Annotated in this window: 13 protein-coding genes; 9 read left to right on the forward strand and 4 right to left on the reverse strand. The window is 44.4% G+C overall.

The window, feature by feature from the left end:
* The first annotated feature begins 37 nt into the window (after positions 1-37).
* The 5 genes from R8269_RS14185 to R8269_RS14205 all read left to right on the forward strand — a co-directional run bounded on the left by R8269_RS14185 (position 38) and on the right by R8269_RS14205 (position 4,220).
* Positions 38-697 (forward strand): OmpA family protein, encoded by a 660-nt coding sequence (locus tag R8269_RS14185; protein ID WP_005377956.1) that lies wholly within the window; start codon positions 38-40, stop codon positions 695-697.
* A 76-nt stretch (positions 698-773) separates the two neighbouring features.
* Positions 774-1,748 carry a hypothetical protein gene (locus tag R8269_RS14190; RefSeq protein WP_005377958.1) on the forward strand — a complete coding sequence of 325 codons (975 nt, stop codon included), beginning with the start codon at positions 774-776 and terminating at the stop codon, positions 1,746-1,748.
* A gap of 177 nt (positions 1,749-1,925) precedes the next feature.
* Positions 1,926-2,108, forward strand: a complete 183-nt coding sequence (locus tag R8269_RS14195; RefSeq protein WP_005377960.1) for a hypothetical protein — start codon at positions 1,926-1,928, stop codon at positions 2,106-2,108.
* A 411-nt stretch (positions 2,109-2,519) separates the two neighbouring features.
* Positions 2,520-2,912 carry a SulA-like leucine-rich domain-containing protein gene (locus tag R8269_RS14200; protein ID WP_005377962.1) on the forward strand — a complete coding sequence of 131 codons (393 nt, stop codon included), beginning with the start codon at positions 2,520-2,522 and terminating at the stop codon, positions 2,910-2,912.
* 204 nt (positions 2,913-3,116) lie between these two features.
* The gene (locus R8269_RS14205; RefSeq protein WP_258476554.1) at positions 3,117-4,220 is read left to right on the forward strand and encodes a phosphoribosylaminoimidazolesuccinocarboxamide synthase; all 1,104 of its coding nucleotides are present in this window, start codon (positions 3,117-3,119) and stop codon (positions 4,218-4,220) included.
* A gap of 78 nt (positions 4,221-4,298) precedes the next feature.
* On the opposite strand, the gene R8269_RS14210 is transcribed toward R8269_RS14205, so the two are convergent.
* From R8269_RS14210 to R8269_RS14220, 3 genes are all read right to left on the reverse strand, one after another.
* On the reverse strand, positions 4,299-5,972 hold the full coding sequence (locus R8269_RS14210) for an alkaline phosphatase D family protein (protein ID WP_258476555.1): 1,674 nt from the start codon (positions 5,970-5,972) through the stop codon (positions 4,299-4,301).
* A gap of 330 nt (positions 5,973-6,302) precedes the next feature.
* Positions 6,303-6,680 (reverse strand): hypothetical protein, encoded by a 378-nt coding sequence (locus tag R8269_RS14215; protein ID WP_005377965.1) that lies wholly within the window; start codon positions 6,678-6,680, stop codon positions 6,303-6,305.
* Positions 6,681-6,968: 288 nt separating this feature from the next.
* Positions 6,969-9,323 carry a helicase-related protein gene (locus tag R8269_RS14220; protein WP_258476556.1) on the reverse strand — a complete coding sequence of 785 codons (2,355 nt, stop codon included), beginning with the start codon at positions 9,321-9,323 and terminating at the stop codon, positions 6,969-6,971.
* 213 nt (positions 9,324-9,536) lie between these two features.
* Here R8269_RS14220 and R8269_RS14225 point away from each other — a divergent pair, with 213 nt between their 5' ends.
* The 3 genes from R8269_RS14225 (at position 9,537) to R8269_RS14235 (ending at position 13,704) form a co-directional block, all read left to right on the forward strand.
* Positions 9,537-11,225, forward strand: coding sequence for an NAD-dependent malic enzyme (locus tag R8269_RS14225; protein ID WP_005377977.1), 1,689 nt, complete (start codon positions 9,537-9,539; stop codon positions 11,223-11,225).
* A gap of 154 nt (positions 11,226-11,379) precedes the next feature.
* Entirely contained in the window at positions 11,380-12,114 is a 735-nt protein-coding gene (locus R8269_RS14230; protein ID WP_205390822.1) for a vancomycin high temperature exclusion protein, read from the forward strand.
* A 219-nt stretch (positions 12,115-12,333) separates the two neighbouring features.
* On the forward strand, positions 12,334-13,704 hold the full coding sequence (locus tag R8269_RS14235; protein WP_130546003.1) for an SLC13 family permease: 1,371 nt from the start codon (positions 12,334-12,336) through the stop codon (positions 13,702-13,704).
* 141 nt (positions 13,705-13,845) lie between these two features.
* Here R8269_RS14235 and R8269_RS14240 read toward each other — a convergent pair whose 3' ends face one another.
* The gene (locus R8269_RS14240) at positions 13,846-15,183 is read right to left on the reverse strand and encodes a GGDEF domain-containing protein (RefSeq protein ID WP_205390821.1); all 1,338 of its coding nucleotides are present in this window, start codon (positions 15,181-15,183) and stop codon (positions 13,846-13,848) included.
* Positions 15,184-15,519: 336 nt separating this feature from the next.
* On the opposite strand from R8269_RS14240, the gene R8269_RS14245 reads away from it, so the two are divergent.
* Positions 15,520-16,344: a DUF2797 domain-containing protein gene (locus tag R8269_RS14245; RefSeq protein ID WP_005377984.1), complete on the forward strand. Its 825-nt coding sequence runs from the start codon at positions 15,520-15,522 to the stop codon at positions 16,342-16,344.
* Positions 16,345-16,385: the final 41 nt, after the last annotated feature.

Below are 16,385 nucleotides of genomic sequence, written 5' to 3' on the forward strand. Positions count from 1 at the left end.
CGCCTCAGTTTTATACGGAGATTTTCCCTTGAAAAAGATGCCTATTGCACTAGCTCTAGTGCTAGCTCTTACTGGCTGTCAAGCCACTCAACGCCAAAATGCAACAACGGGTGAATACGAAACTAACTCCACCACGCAAGGCGCGCTTATTGGTGCGATCGCTGGCGCAGCAATCGGCCTAGCAACGGGTGATGATGCTAAAGAACGTCGTCAGCATGCACTCATTGGTGCAGCCGCAGGCGGAGCGACTGGCGCTGGCGTTGGTTACTACTTTGACCAACAAGAAGCGGAGTTACGTCGCGCTTTGCTAAACTCTGGCGTACAAGTTCAGCGTGTTGGTGAAAATCAGCTTTTACTGCGTATGGAAAACGGTATCGGCTTCTCTTCAAGCTCTTACCAGCTTGATGCTAGCATCCATAATACTCTACGTGGTGTTGCTCGCATCCTAGTTGAGTACCCAGATACCAGTCTCGTTATTGACGGTTACACGGATAGCACAGGTAGTGAGTCATACAACCAAACGTTGTCAGAGCGCCGTGCAGAGTCCGTACGTCAATTCCTAGTATCTCAAAACGTTGCACCTGGTCGTGCAATTGCACGCGGCTACGGCGAACGTAACCCAATTTGCTCAAACCAAACTTCTGAAGGTCGTGCGTGCAACCGTCGTGTTGAAATCCAGATCTTGCCACTGAAGTAATTTGGTTGCACCATAACGGTAATAATAAAAAATTACCGGAGCAGGCCTAACCATTATCGTTAGGCCTGACATATTAATGTCTGTCAAAACGTCTGCCCTACTCTGCTTATTTAGCCTCAGCTTTTCTGGCTACTCACTTGCCTCTCAAGCTCCAAATGACCCCATCGAACAATACGAGTACGCACAACAATTATTGGCATCAAACGAAGCTGAAGCCTCACCAGAAACGCGCTACTGGCTAGAGCAATCCGCCAACCAAGGTTACCTCCCTGCGCAAAAACACCTCGCGAACGACTTTGCTAAAGGGATAAATGGCGAAAAAAATGAAACACAAGCGTTATATTGGCTAACCTCTATCGCACTCAATGACCCAACCGATCGTGGCTTTCTTCTCGCCGATTTTATTCAGCGCAATCCAGATAAGGTCACAACTTCTCAATTGACTGAAGCCTTGTATCAAATGGCTTCTCAGCATAATCCAGCAGCAGAACAAGCTTATAATCAACTGTTAGAGCTGCGCTTCAACCAGCTACGAGCTAAACAAGTCTCGCAAATAAAGTCGCTCGATAAAAAAGCAGAGCAAACACAAGAAGAGAAAAGCACAGTTGCAAACCCCAAAGTAAAACACTCGCAGTTTCTATGGCTGATTTGGCTAGCGGCGATCCTCATCATCAGCGGCTTAAGTTTCCTCGTGATCAAAAAACTCAAGCAGAATAGAAAAGCGCGTGAAGCCAAAGAGGAAAGCCAAAATCAACGAATGGCGGAAAAAATAAAAGAGCTAGAGTTTACGAACAAGCAACTGAAGCGTCAGTTAGAGAAACTATTCAGAGAATTTAAGAAATCCAAAACTCAGGCAGAAAACCATAAGCTAAGCGTCGCGTGTGCTATGTTTGGCTACACACCACAAACCATCCCTGATTTACAGGCAATCAAGCTACGCTATAGACAGTTATCAAAGCTTTATCATCCTGACACAAGGGGCAGTGAAGAAGAAATGAAGCGACTCAATCATGCCTTTAAGCTCGTTTCACAAAATGTTACAAAACAGTAAAAATAGGTCAGGATACTTTGGCTGCCATGCTTTTATTCCCATATAATCAAACACCGCAATCGATCTCCCTCTCAAAGAAATTAACAGACATTTAACTTAAGTCTCGCTTTTATGCCATAATGCCCGGCGCAAAATAACACCTAACGACTCAAATTAATCTAGGTGGGGAGAAAATCAATGTTCACTGAAGAAGGCACCTGTGATTGGTGTAAAAAACCTAGTCTTGTAACTCGTCACGATTATTTAGATGGCAAGCACCATTACTCATGTAAAGCTTGTTACGACATGGCAAAAATCGACGTGCGCCTATTTAACCAAGGCGAATTGCAAATGCGCGAACGCTTGCAACGAGCGAGCTAAGCAAGACGGAATCAATGGAACTGATTTTCAAAGGCGCCTTTTAAGGCGCTTTTTTGATCGGCCAAGCCTATTTCCAATTTCTATCTCGTATTCCCTCCTATCCTACATAGCACGTCGCATCGGTTATCAGCCCTCTCTTACTGTATACAAACCACTGTCCATGAAACAACACCTGTATATACAGTAGTAAACCCCTGTATGTATCTCGTCCAGTTTTCTACTCACCTCACATTTTTAAATTGATGTTAGACATATCAAAAATGAAAAACAACCACATAAATTCAATTACTTAGAATCAAATCCTTTTATTTCCTTCTCAAAAAACCGCAAATAACTTTTGAGAAACTGGTTGATCAGGTCACCAAAACAAACTACTGTATACACATACAGCATGTATAAAGGAACAGTAAGATGCAGTTACAAAGTCAATCTCATACATACTCTCGTTACAACGTATTGGCACAAGCAACTAAGCCCATGGCCGTTTCGGATCAGCTTCTATCTAAGCTGGCTGTTTTATCGCAGCAGAAACAATGGATTTTGTTTACAGCAGACTGCCCTCGTCCAGACTTTGAACAACTCACTGCTTCTAATATTTGCTGTAAAAACGTTATTCAAATGAAGCCCTCTCAACAGCTTTCAGAAGTCGAGATCGTGATAAAAGCCATCCGCTCAGGCAATGCCAGTGCTGTTGTCGCATCCAATAAAATTGCACTTATGAATCAATCTATGTTGCGCGACATGGCGCAGCGCTATCAGTGTGAAGTCTTTTTCGTCGAAGGCAGAGTTAATAAGTACCACTAATAAGTTCGACGTTATCCATCCTGCATCTCGCCTCCTTTTTAAGGGGGCATTTTTTTGTATTAAAGAAAACAAGCAAACGTTTGCTTTTTCTCTGGCGAGTTAAAATAGTTCTGGTATGATGCCCACATTCGATTTATTCAGCGCCCACATTTTGCTGAATATCTTCTCTTTCTGACGTTTGATTAAGATGATAGGAATGTCGCAATGAGCCTTGCTAATCAAGTACTTGCCGTCAATGACGACCTGCCAATTCGCACCCATAAACCCGTTCATAGTGGAAAAGTTCGTTCAGTTTACTGGTTAACTGAAGAAGACAGCGCCCGACTGATCAAAGAAAAAGGATACGATGTCGCTCCAGATGCGCCTTTGGCTATCATGGTGATTAGCGACCGAATCTCTGCATTCGATTGTATTTGGCATGCTGAAGGTGGTCTTAATGGTGTCCCGGGTAAAGGGGCTGCGCTTAATGCGATTTCTAATCACTGGTTCAAACTGTTCAAAGAAAATGGCTTAGCAGATAGCCATATTCTAGACATTCCTCACCCTTTTGTTTGGATTGTACAAAAAGCCAAACCGGTAAAAATCGAAGCCATCTGCCGCAAATACATCACGGGTTCGATGTGGCGCGCTTACGCAAATGGCGAGCGCGAGTTTTGTGGAATCCAACTTCCTGAAGGGTTAGGAAAAGACAAAGCACTGCCAGAGTTGCTAATGACCCCATCCACAAAAGGCATTCTAAAAGGCATTCCCGGTGTGCCAGAAGCGGATGACGTAAATATTACTCGTCAAAACATCGTAGACAACTACGAAGCATTTAACTTCTCAAGCGCTGACGATATCGCACTCTACGAAAAATTGCTGAAAGAAGGCTTTAACGTTATCAGCCAAGTGTTAGAAGAAATCGACCAAATCTTTGTCGATACCAAATTCGAATTTGGTTATGTTCATGATGCTGCTGGCAATGAAAAGCTGATTTACATGGATGAAGTGGGTACACCAGACTCGTCTCGTATATGGGATGCTAAAGAGTACCAAGCAGGTCACATCGTAGAGAACTCAAAAGAAGGTTTCCGCCAGTTCCTACTTAACCACTTCCCTGACCCAGATATCTTGCTAAACAAAGAACGTATGCCAGAGCGTGAAGCACTCGCTCGTGATAATGCTTTACCCGTCGAATCTTTGATGGCGATTTCGAGCACCTACATTGGTATTGCCGAGAAGATTACAGGCAAGCCGATTCATTTGAGTGAGAATCCGAAAGCGGAAATCATCGAAGTTCTGAGCAAAGAATACGGATTGATTGACTAGCACTGTCGCTAGATTGCTAAACGCTTTCCAATAAAAAGTCCGCACTAGCTTGCGGACTTTTTTCATATTAGGTTCAGTTTAGCTGATGTTTAACGTAGTGCCATCTGTTGTAAAGGCTGACTTAGTCGTCACCTGATATGTTTTGTCTTTAATCGTTGATACGAAATACCAGGTCGACTCTGCCTTGTCGGGCGTAAAAGTAACGCGCATAAAGCCACGCTGTTTGATGTCTGCCCACTGTAATTCTGACACTAAGTGCGGCAGCGTGTATTCCATTTGAGCGATCGCGACAGGGTCTAACGCGAGGTAGGCCTCTAACCCAGGGGAACTCACCGAGCTAGTCGCAAACTCTACCCCGATAGGATGCTTAGATACGTCTTTAAGCTCACTTGCCCATGCGTTGTGCGTATCTCCTGCCAAGCAGACAAAGTTACCACTGCTGGCTTTGGCCAGTTGATAAACTTTCTCTCGCTCAACGTAGTAACCATCCCATGCATCTAGGTTATATGGCAAAGCAATGGTATCTAAACTTGGGTCAGAGAGATAACCCGTAATCGCAGAGTTTACCGCTAATAACGCCTCTGTTTTTTGTTCTTCAGTGGCAGTAAACAATTGAAACATCGCGGTCATAACCGAACTTGGCAACTCCATACGAGACATTAACACTTGTTGCCCTAGCACATTCCAAGTTGCGTCGTGCGTACTGAACGCATCCATCAGCCAAGCGAGTTGGTCACCGCCTAACAGCTCTCGGTCTTGACTGCGCGACTGAGCAACTAAACCGCCAATAGCTTCCATCGTTGGTGAGCTGAGCGAGAAATAATCCAACGGTTTATCACGCCCCACAAGTCGCGTGTCGAGCATCATCAAATTGACTAAACTTCCAAACGAAAACTGACGGTAAATCAGCATGTTTGAGAAAGTGTTTTCACGAACGGGCAACCATTCTGTCCACGCGGCAGCCGCAGCTGCACGACGATCATTAAAACTGCCTTCCTCTTCTTGATGGTTTTCCGCACCATTTTTCCAACTATCATTTGCAAGCTCATGGTCATCCCAGACAGCAATCATTGGTAGGCTCGCATGTAACGCTTGCAGATCAGCATCTTGGCGATATTGCGCATACCGTTTTCGGTAATCATCTAAGGTAATACATTCAGTGCCTTTGCTTGGCTCTCGCCCTAGTGCCTCAGCATCTTCACTAGCGTAGCCACCAGCACCATACTCATAAATGTAATCACCGAGATGAAGCACCACATCAAACGGGTCTTGCTCATGTTGATTTAAAATCTCTCGATACACATGGAAATAGCCAGCAGGATAGTTTGCACAAGAAACAACCGCCATGGATGCCTTTTCTACACCATCCTCTGGTAATGTTTGAGTTTGCCCGACTTCGCTAGTGACATCTCCAACCATGAATCGATAGTAGTAGCGAGAATTTGCGTTGAGATTTTGAACATCGACTTTTACCGTGAAATCTCGGCTCGTGTCTGTGGCAAAAGTGCCACTTTGCACGATATCAGTAAAATTTTCGTTAGATGAAACTTGCCAGCTTACATCTGCGTAGCTTGCTGAGGTCGTAACACGAGTCCAAATGATTACTTGTGTTTGAGTAGGATCTCCACTCGCCACTCCGTGCTCAAAGGTAACCGCAACAGATTCACTAGCATCGCTACCACAGCCCACCAGCCCGGTAACAATCGCCGTTGAAGAGGCAGCTTTCATAAAGTCTCGACGAGACAAAGACATATTGACTTCCTTTCTTATTGTGTTTGTTTTTATGCCCAAATGACGTGGTGACTCAATCATCCTTGTATGCCAATAAGGGACGTTAATTCGAACTTACAGTACCAACCACTTAGTCGGTAATTTGTCCTAAAAACACAAAGTTAGAAGCTAGTTATGACAATTGCATTTCCAAACGTTACATTTTTGTTAATTTAAGTGCAAATACTCTATATTCATCACACTTCCTAAGACCTGTGACAAAAACCTCAAAATAAAAAAGCGACCTACTTTGAGGTCGCTTTTCATTGCACTATTGTTAAGTAGTACATCGATGAAGTGGAAATACTCAGCCTAAAACTTGATGTTAAGAACATCTTGTTCTGACGTGTCCACTTTCAACTGACTGCGAGATTCTATGTACTCGATTTGCTGAACATCGAGCGAATATGGCATAACGACTCGCAATTCATTGATCCCTTCATGTTTAGCTAGCTGGGTTAAGCGGACCAAATTGGATTCATCACTTTTACGAGAAGACATCGATTTTAATGCGGCATCCCACAACCGATCTTCAGGCTTGCTCAATTCCGCAATGTTCTGTTTCCACATCAAACCGAAAATAGGCGCGATGGTGGCAAATGCCTCTAAAAAGGTCCATTTCTTACTACCTGTCGCTCCTAAAAAGCTAGTGTAGTCGAATTCAATGCACGTCTTTCCTTGTTGATCCATTCTATGCCCCCGACACTCGAAAATGAGATATACCAAATATCGTTCAACTGTTTTGATATAGCAATGGGATATAAAACATTCGTCTTTTATGCCCTAATTTACATACAAAAGGAAATATTAAAACCAGCTTTGTAACAACTGATGTACAGCTTCGCCATATATAAGCATTCAATTGATTAATATTTCAATTAAGAAACTAAAAACAACACGCAAGTAACGCTATCAATATGAAATCATTATAGGTTCACCAAGAAAATATCAATTCTTGTCACAACGTCATCCGCCGACCTACTTCACATCAATCACTCGACTGGCCTTTTTATACTGTATCTTCCAACCCGCCCAACGTGGCAGCTCCCAACGCTTCGGGTCTCCCTTTCGGTTTCCCTCTCGATAAACGACCTGTACCAGCTTGCGAGACGCGTAATACTCGACATCTAGTTGGAGTTCTGGCAGCGAAAGTTCTAAAGGGTACTGCTCCGTGAAATCGTCGTATTCCCATTCTGGGACACCATTAAATGTTAAGTCTTCTGGTTCAAACAACGCCATATCATCGACATTTTCAACGCCTAATGTTTCCAACTGATCCTTTAACCAGCTAGAAAATGTCAAGGAGGCCAAGTCGTTAACCTCTTCTCCTTCGACATTAAGGCCCAATGCGTTGTAGAGTTTCCAGTGTTGGATTTGTTGTTTTCTTTGAGAAGCAAATCCTGGTAACAGTGTCTCGTCTTCTATCATTTCGACAATAGACTGAACAGCAACATCACCTTTTAACGCTTGATGTTCAGTACAGATTGTTCGTCCGGCGTAGACCAAATGCATCGTTGCTCTTGGGGTCTCCTCTTCATAATTCGTCTCACCTTGTTGCCACTCCCCTAGCTCAAGTTCGCGTAATAATGTCAGCGGGATAGGCATCATAACCGATGCGAGGTTCAGTGTTTGCTTAACGCCTCGTCCTGGCACGCTATGGCTATCTAGCACGATGGCCGCTTCTTCTTTATCAGGAAAGCGGCTGTTACGCCCAACCAGCATCTCGACTACGCCATTTCCTAGAGCATCTCTTCGACGAGCTCGTCGGACAAACACAAGCTCAGGGTGCAATGAGGCGATGGAGAAAAAGAGCGCTTCACGTTTATATCGAGAGGCAACGTCAAGTTCCGGTAATTCAAATACTTCTCGCATTTGTTTCGCTAAACCTTGCGCCTCTTCGAGTGCGCTGGCATCAATGACAATGCCCGGAAGTCGCTCCCCCCGAACCAAACGGATCAGTAAAGAGGCATCACACCCGTATGGCTCCTCTTGAGATAGAAGCTCAGCAACTTCACCACTTTGTCGCTGATAGAGCTGCGCAGGCACAGATAAGGCGGCAGCCAAATCAATCATTGCTTCCTTCTCTGGCTTCGCTTGAATTCTGGTAACAAGATCGGCAAACAGTGCATCAATGGGTAGTGGATATACTTTTCTCCCATGCTGCGTGACATTGCCATCCTCATCAATCGCTTCCATAGATAACAACGTCGAATGAGATGCCTCTAGCGACTTTGGGGGAATTGAGTCGAGAAAATCGAGTGTTGAGAGACGGTACCCACAACAAGCCGCTGCCAGCATGGGCTCGACGAGCTCTTCTCTGTGTAATTCTGGAGGTGTCACCAACTCTAAAGGCGCGTGCTCACCATATAGACGAATACAAGCCCCTTCGGTAACGCGACCTGCTCGCCCCATTCGCTGCGCGGCACTGGCCTTAGAAATGTTGGTTAATGTCAGTGCTGTACGTCCATTTCGTTGTACAGTTCTGCGCTCTAAACCACTATCGATTACCACACGGATATTAGGAATGGTCAGAGAGGTTTCCGCGACGTTGGTTGCCAATACGACTTTCCGTTGCTTTTGTACCGTCAGCGCACGATGTCGTTCTTCATCACTGACCGAGGCATGAAGTTTAACCACCATGACATCACTGCTGCTTTGTAGCATCTGCGCGCATTGGGCGATCTCTTTGCGTCCTGGGAGAAAAACAAGAATATCGCCATCTTCATCTTCCAGTGCTTCTTTTACCGCTCCGACAACTTCCTGTTCACATCCCTTTTTGTTCGGTAAATAGCGGCTGTCTGTGGAACGATGTGTCACCGTGACTGGAAAGCAACGTCCCTCCGAACTCAGGCGCTTAGCATTCAGGTAACGAGCAAGCTTTTCGCCTTCTAAGGTAGCGGAAGTGACGATCAATCGATGTTGATTTTCTTGCTTCAAAATGGCGGTTAATAGATCAATATCCCAGCGTCGCTCGTGAAATTCGTCCACTATCACGACATCAAAGTCTGCTAGCTTGTTTTCCGAAAACCAACGCAGTGCAACCCCCGGAGTCACAAATACAACTTCGGTTTTTTCATCAAAGTAGGTATGAAGCTTGATCGCGTAACCGACTTTGCGACCTATTGGCCCTCCAGATTGCTCCGCAAGAAATTCAGCCAGCGAGGTACAAGCAATTCGACGTGGTTCAATAACCAGAACGCGTCCGTGTTTTGCCGCCCACATGGGCAAGCGGGTAGATTTACCCGACCCGGTTTCGGCTTCCACCACAAGATGGTTAAGGCTTACATGATGGTCAAACTCGGCTTGCAGGCTGTCGATAGGTAGTTGAAACATAGAAATTGGATTTGATTTGATGATGCAAAACATTATACCCAAGTAAAAAAATCATGCTTTAGGTATCTCTAAACAACCAACATTGCCGATATTTTCGTCGGTATCTGAATTTTTTTGCGACATTACATTGATGTGCATCAACGCATGTTTACAACTAAATAGTGAACCCGTTAAAATTTGGTGCGCATCCTTCAACCCTACATAAGGCACCCAATGAACAACGATAAACGCCCACTATATATTCCATATGCGGGTCCGGCTCTTTTAGCAACCCCTCTTTTGAACAAAGGCAGTGCATTCTCTGCTGAAGAACGTAGTTCATTCAACTTAGAAGGTCTGCTTCCAGAGTCGACCGAAACTATCCAAGAGCAGGTGGAACGTGCCTACCAGCAATACAAAAGTTTCGAAAGCGATATGGATAAGCACATTTATCTGCGTAATATCCAAGACACCAACGAAACATTGTATTACCGCCTCGTGCAAAATCACATTTCTGAGATGATGCCTATCATCTACACGCCGACTGTTGGCGCAGCATGTGAAAACTTCTCTAACATTTACCGTCGTGGTCGTGGTCTGTTCATTTCATACCCGAACCGTGACCGTATTGACGACTTGCTGAACAACGCAGCAAACCACAACGTTAAAGTGATTGTTGTGACAGATGGCGAACGTATCCTTGGCTTGGGTGACCAAGGTATCGGCGGCATGGGTATTCCTATCGGTAAACTGTCACTATATACCGCGTGTGGTGGTATCAGCCCTGCTTACACGCTACCAATCGTGCTTGATGTGGGTACCAATAACCCGCAACGCTTAGCTGATCCGATGTACATGGGTTGGCGTCATCCTCGTATTACGGGTGCAGAATACGATGCATTTGTAGAAGAGTTTATCCAAGCGGTACAGCGCCGTTGGCCTGATGCTTTGATCCAGTTCGAAGACTTTGCTCAGAAAAATGCGATGCCTCTTCTTGAGCGTTACAAAGACCGCGTGTGTTGCTTCAATGATGATATTCAGGGTACTGCTGCTGTTACTGTTGGCTCTCTACTTGCAGCTTGTAAAGCAGCAGGAACTCAGCTTTCTAAACAACGTATTACCTTCCTAGGCGCAGGGTCTGCTGGTTGTGGTATCGCAGAAGCGATCATCGCACAAATGGTATCGGAAGGAATTTCTGACGAGCAAGCTCGCTCACAAGTTTACATGGTTGACCGTTGGGGTCTGTTACAAGAAGGCATGCCTAACCTTCTTGATTTCCAACAACGCTTGGTGCAAAAGCATACCAATACGAAAGAGTGGGAAAATGAAGGAAATGGCTTCTCACTACTCGATGTTATGCGTAACGCCAAGCCAACGGTACTAATTGGTGTTTCTGGTGCGCCTGGCCTATTTAGCCAAGAAGTCATCGAAGAAATGCATAAACACTGTAAGCGTCCGATTGTCTTCCCACTGTCGAACCCAACAAGCCGCGTGGAAGCGACACCGAACGACATCATTCGTTGGACAAATGGTGAAGCACTGGTTGCAACAGGTAGCCCATTTGAGCCAGTGGTTCATGAAGGTCGCACTTACCCTATTGCACAATGTAACAACAGCTACATCTTCCCAGGCATTGGCCTTGGTGTACTTGCTGTCAATGCAAAACGTGTCACTGACGAGATGCTAATGGAATCAAGCCGCGCGCTCGCAACATGTTCTCCTCTAGCAATCAACGGTCGTGGGGCTCTACTTCCACCACTAGAAGAGATCCACTTAGTATCGAAAAAAATCGCATTTGCCGTTGGTAAAAAGGCAATTGAACAAGGTGTCGCATTAGAAATTACTGATGAAGCATTGAACGTGGCGATTGAACAGTCGTTCTGGCAACCTGTTTACCGCCGTTACAAACGCACTGCGTTCTAAGCTTGAGACAATTCGTTTAATAATTAGCCCCTACCATGTAGGGGCTTTTATTTTTTTATCATCCTAACCAGATTTTGGCATAAATGGGCTTCTCTCTTTTTGTTTCTATCAGATATGATGAGAACTACATTTTTAGTTAAGGATATAAAACGTTTTGTTGTTTTCTCGCATAAGATCAAAGTGGAAGCTGAAATTTTCCTGGAAGCGATTTGCTTTGATTTTGTCGATCTCTGCACTTAGTCTGCTTGTTTCTGTTATTGCCATCGACCGGTGGGTGGTTTTACAAGCCAAAGAGAGCATTTTCACTGAATACGAGCAAATCCCTCAACATGAGGTTGCCGTAGTTCTTGGTACCAGTAAATACATCGGAAAGATCCTCAACACTTACTACACTCATCGCATTAATGCGGCGATTGAGCTTTACAACCAAGGCAAAGTAAAACAGTTTTTATTGAGTGGTGATAACGCCCACCGTTCATACAACGAACCGTGGACAATGAAACGCGACTTACTTAAAGCAGGCGTGCCTGAAGAAGTGATTCACCTTGATTATGCTGGCTTTCGTACCTTAGATTCGATTGTACGAGCGAAAAAAATTTTTGCTTCGGAGCGATTTCTGATTGTGACTCAGCGCTTTCACTGTGAACGCGCACTGTTCATCGCTGATGCTTACAGCATTGATGCCCAGTGTCTCGCGGTAGCAGGGCCGACGGCCAACAAGCAAAAAACATCGATGCGTGTTCGAGAACTGCTAGCCCGTGTGAAAGCGTTTTTAGACCTGTACATTATCAATACGCAGCCTAAGTTCCTTGGCCCTCAAGAACCTATCGTTGCAGTAAAAGAGCCAAATAAAGCAGATAACGAGCCTCTTCAAGTCCCCGTCGAATAGAGGAATAACGTGGCTCACAAGCCTAGTAACATTTCTATAAAACAAATGGGTAGTTTTCTACCCATTTCCAATTCTCAACATCACACTTTCTAATTTGCTCTACGATTCAGGCAAAACTCTTTTTCGCATTCAAAGTAACATTTCATCAATAAATAACTACAAGTCAGTTACTTTGCCATAAAAAAACCGACAAAAGGCAATGCAAAAGGAGCACTACCCATGACCGCACTCGCTGTGACATTGAAGAATTGGTTCTTCACTCGCAACAGCATGATTTTGAACGCGAATATCCTATTGTTCATTATCTTGTTTAATACCTTACCCTTTGAACCACAAGTAGTAACCGGCCTGAGCATCTTAGTTTTTGTTGCTATTTTGTGGCTAACCGAAGCGATTCACGTCAGCATTACTGCGCTGCTCATACCACTACTTGCGGTATTTTTGGGTGTGTTCAACACTCAAGCCGCACTGAATAACTTTTCCAACTCCATCATTTTTCTATTTTTGGGTGGTTTTGCACTAGCTGCGGCTCTACATAAACAAAAGCTAGATCAAGCTATTGCAGATAAAGTACTATTGCTCGCAAGAGGAAAAATGTCTGTCGCTGTATTCATGCTATTTGGTGTGAGTGCTGGCCTGTCAATGTGGATTTCAAACACCGCCACCGCCGCGATGATGTTACCGCTTGTGCTGGGTGTGATGACAAAGCTAGACGCCAAGAAAAACCACAACACCTTTTTGTTTGTTCTACTCGGTATCGCTTACAGTGCTTCAATTGGTGGTATTGCAACACTGGTTGGTAGCCCACCAAACGCAATTGCAGCAGCTGAAGTTGGCCTTAGCTTCACTGAATGGATGAAGTTTGGTGTACCTATTTCCCTAGTATTAATGCCAATCGCTATCCTCGTATTGTACACGATGACTAAGCCTGACCTTAGCCACAAGTTTGACCTTGACCATCAACCAGTCGAATGGACAAACGGCAAAATGATTACGTTGGCGATTTTCTTACTGACCGTGACGTTGTGGATATTCAGTAAGCCTATTAACGCTATGCTGGGTGGCTTCGCGAAGTTCGATACTCTTGTAGCTATTGGCGCCATCCTTCTACTTGGTGCTTCTCGCGCCGTCGAGTGGAAAGATATCGAGAAAACAACCGACTGGGGTGTGTTAATCCTATTTGGTGGTGGTATCTGTTTGAGTAACGTCCTAAAAACAACCGGAACAAGCGTATTTTTGGCTCATAGCTTGTCAGGCTTCCTTGAGCAAGCTGGTATTCTCTTAACGATTCTTGCAGTGGTTGCTTTTGTTGTCTTCTTAACTGAGTTTGCGAGTAACACCGCCAGTGCTGCACTACTTGTCCCTGTATTTGCGACCATTGCAGAAGCCTTAGGCATGTCTCCGGTTATTCTTTCTGCACTGATTGCCGTCGCTGCATCTTGTGCATTTATGTTACCAGTTGCAACACCTCCAAACGCGATTGTGTTCGGTACGGGTCATATCAAGCAAAAAGAAATGATGCGAATTGGTTTCGTATTAAACATTGCCTGTATTGCTGCACTAACGCTTTTCGCTTGGTTGTTCTGGTAAAAATAGCAAGTTCGATTAGCACTACACTGCTGCTCACGGTAATCGTATCGATAACCCAAACTCCCCCCCAAGTGGTGTTCAGCAGTTTCCCTCTTGGTGGCCAGTTGGCCACCTTTTTTCTTTCCTTTAAGTGAACGGCTATCAGGCTTGCTTCTTTTCGCAAGCAAGTAAACCATAATGAGCTTCCACTCGGTTGCGACCATTGCGCTTCGCCTGATACAACACTTCGTCAGCTCTCGCCATGGTTTCTGAGACGCGTTCATTCTGCATTTGGGCAACGCCAATACTGCAAGTTAATGATTCACCGTGCACCCACAAATGATCCTCCACATTTTTGCGAATCATTTCTGCCTTCTCTAACGCTTGTTCAATATTGGTATCAGGGCAAAATACGACAAACTCTTCGCCGCCCCAACGAACGAGTCGATCGTCTGAGTAAATAGAAGTCGCTACCACCATGACAAATTCGCGCAATATGTCATCCCCCATTTGGTGCCCAAATTTGTCGTTCACCTTTTTAAACTTATCCAAGTCCAAATAGAGAATACTGAAGGTGTTATGCCCCCAGCGAACCTGACGAGATTGTTGTTCCAGCCAGTGTTGCACAGCATATCGGTTCATCGTGCCCGTCAAAGCATCTCGATGCGCTAACTCTGCAAACTCATAGTTTTGAGCTCGCAAAGTATCATTCACCTTTTCCAAATGACGGTGACGCTTTTGCGCTTTTTCATAAGCCACTCTATTTTTTCGTAACTCATGCAGTGAAAAAGCCAGTCCAAGCGCCATCCAAGAGAGTAATAATGCATACAACAATGTTTCTTGCGCAAGGTAAGCGCCTTCAAACTCAATTTTATCAATCACAATTCTATGTTTACCAAGTGCCGCACCAGACCCAGTTGCAATATCAATACGTGTGATGTTTGAAAATTCAGGTGCAGAGTGCTCAATCGCGACTCCGTTATCTGCTAACCACCAGGTCATCACCTGAAGATTTTTAATCGGAATTTCGACAATATCGATCGAACCCGACGGAGAAAACTGCATGCCATTATATTTAATGGTGTACTCGTCGTCCGGCTTGGAATACTCAGAATTATAATTGCGAAGATACAAACGTAGGTCGTGGCTAGGGTTAGCCCCTATTCCTGCCTCTTCATATCGCACCTTCAATCGAATCGTATGGTAGTTGGAAAGGTCAATACCCTGTGTTGGCGTTGCTGAATCGGTATAAACCGAGATTCCGCAGTAAGGCCAAGCATACGAGCTCTGCTTTAGTTCACAGCTAAGAACTAGGCTTTGCCGATCGTATGTGATATCAGCCTCACTCACACCTCCTTCACTGGCATCTTTAGTTGCATAGATATTGAAATGCTCAGGTGTAATGGTCAGCTTTCGCGTATCGCCAAGCACACTATAAAGGGCAACCAAACTGATAGTGCAAATAGAAAGAGCAAAGATAAAGTTATGGATCCACTTCATGGGCAAGTGACCTGCTGAGATTATATGCAATACGTGAGGTTCAATAATTTCAAAAAATGAAATCAAGGTGATTTATCAAGAAATAAAATCACTTTCTCATTCAATTCTTAGTTTCGACACATAGTAACGGATTTTGAACCGTTATCACGTTTTAAAATTTCTAAAAAGTGCAGCTCAACTTCTATTTGCGAAGCATTTCACAGCCATAATTTTTAGAAAATAAAACACGATGCATAATAATTTAGTGCAAGACATTTACTTTAAAGCTCCTGTCAACCCTGCATCTCTTCTCCACTTCAGTATATACTGTGCAAAAACACAATAATGAGTAATGTCATGTCATTAATTGCAACTGGCACGCTAAACAAAATGCGTGCTTCTCTGGACGGTGCCGTCAACTACCGTCTTCCTGTCGGTGAGGAAGAAATCGACTTAACTCCGTTTCTGGGTAAAACGCTCACACTGACTCACACTGGCAATATTTTTTGTTGCTCATGTGGAAAGAAAACGAAAAAGAGTTATTCGCAAGGCCACTGTTTTGTATGCATGAAAAAGCTAGCAAGCTGCGACATGTGTATCATGAAGCCAGAGACCTGCCACTACGATCAAGGGACTTGTCGCGAACCACAATGGGGTGAAGAGAATTGCATGGTGGATCACTTTGTCTACCTGTCCAACACATCCAGCTTAAAAGTTGGTATTACTCGTCATACTCAAATCCCGACTCGTTGGATTGACCAAGGCGCGACTCAGGGCTTGCCAATTTTTAAAGTAAAAACTCGCCATATCTCCGGTTTAATTGAAGTTGAACTGGCGAAACATATCGCAGACAAGACCAATTGGCGCACACTGCTTAAAGGTGACGGTGAACCTATGGCATTGCAGGACCGTTTTGCTGAGCTATTGCCTTTAGTCGAAGAGAAAATTGCCGAGATAAAACAGCAATTCGGCGAAGATGCCATTGAAGTATTAAACGAAAGCATTACCGACCTTAGCTACCCGGTACAACAGCACCCAACGAAGATCACTTCGCATAACTTCGATAAAAACCCGGTTGTTACTGGCACTTTGCAAGGCATTAAAGGTCAATACCTCATCTTTGATACTGGCGTTATTAATGTAAGAAAATTCACTTCCTATGAAGTTGAAGTTAGTGAGTAATCGCTTGTAAAACGCGTTGATTCAAATAAAAACGAAAAAAG

The sequence above is a fragment of the Vibrio sp. Vb0667 genome, assembly GCF_033391095.1.

Coding starts and splice junctions, on each gene's coding strand:
- R8269_RS14185 (WP_005377956.1), top strand. CDS start 38: ATGCCTATTGCACTAGCTCTAGTGCTAGCTCTTACTGGCTGTCAAGCC.
- R8269_RS14190 (WP_005377958.1), top strand. CDS start 774: ATGTCTGTCAAAACGTCTGCCCTACTCTGCTTATTTAGCCTCAGCTTT.
- R8269_RS14195 (WP_005377960.1), top strand. CDS start 1,926: ATGTTCACTGAAGAAGGCACCTGTGATTGGTGTAAAAAACCTAGTCTT.
- R8269_RS14200 (WP_005377962.1), top strand. CDS start 2,520: ATGCAGTTACAAAGTCAATCTCATACATACTCTCGTTACAACGTATTG.
- R8269_RS14205 (WP_258476554.1), top strand. CDS start 3,117: ATGAGCCTTGCTAATCAAGTACTTGCCGTCAATGACGACCTGCCAATT.
- R8269_RS14210 (WP_258476555.1), bottom strand. CDS start 5,972: ATGTCTTTGTCTCGTCGAGACTTTATGAAAGCTGCCTCTTCAACGGCG.
- R8269_RS14215 (WP_005377965.1), bottom strand. CDS start 6,680: ATGGATCAACAAGGAAAGACGTGCATTGAATTCGACTACACTAGCTTT.
- R8269_RS14220 (WP_258476556.1), bottom strand. CDS start 9,323: ATGTTTCAACTACCTATCGACAGCCTGCAAGCCGAGTTTGACCATCAT.
- R8269_RS14225 (WP_005377977.1), top strand. CDS start 9,537: ATGAACAACGATAAACGCCCACTATATATTCCATATGCGGGTCCGGCT.
- R8269_RS14235 (WP_130546003.1), top strand. CDS start 12,334: ATGACCGCACTCGCTGTGACATTGAAGAATTGGTTCTTCACTCGCAAC.
- R8269_RS14240 (WP_205390821.1), bottom strand. CDS start 15,183: ATGAAGTGGATCCATAACTTTATCTTTGCTCTTTCTATTTGCACTATC.
- R8269_RS14245 (WP_005377984.1), top strand. CDS start 15,520: ATGTCATTAATTGCAACTGGCACGCTAAACAAAATGCGTGCTTCTCTG.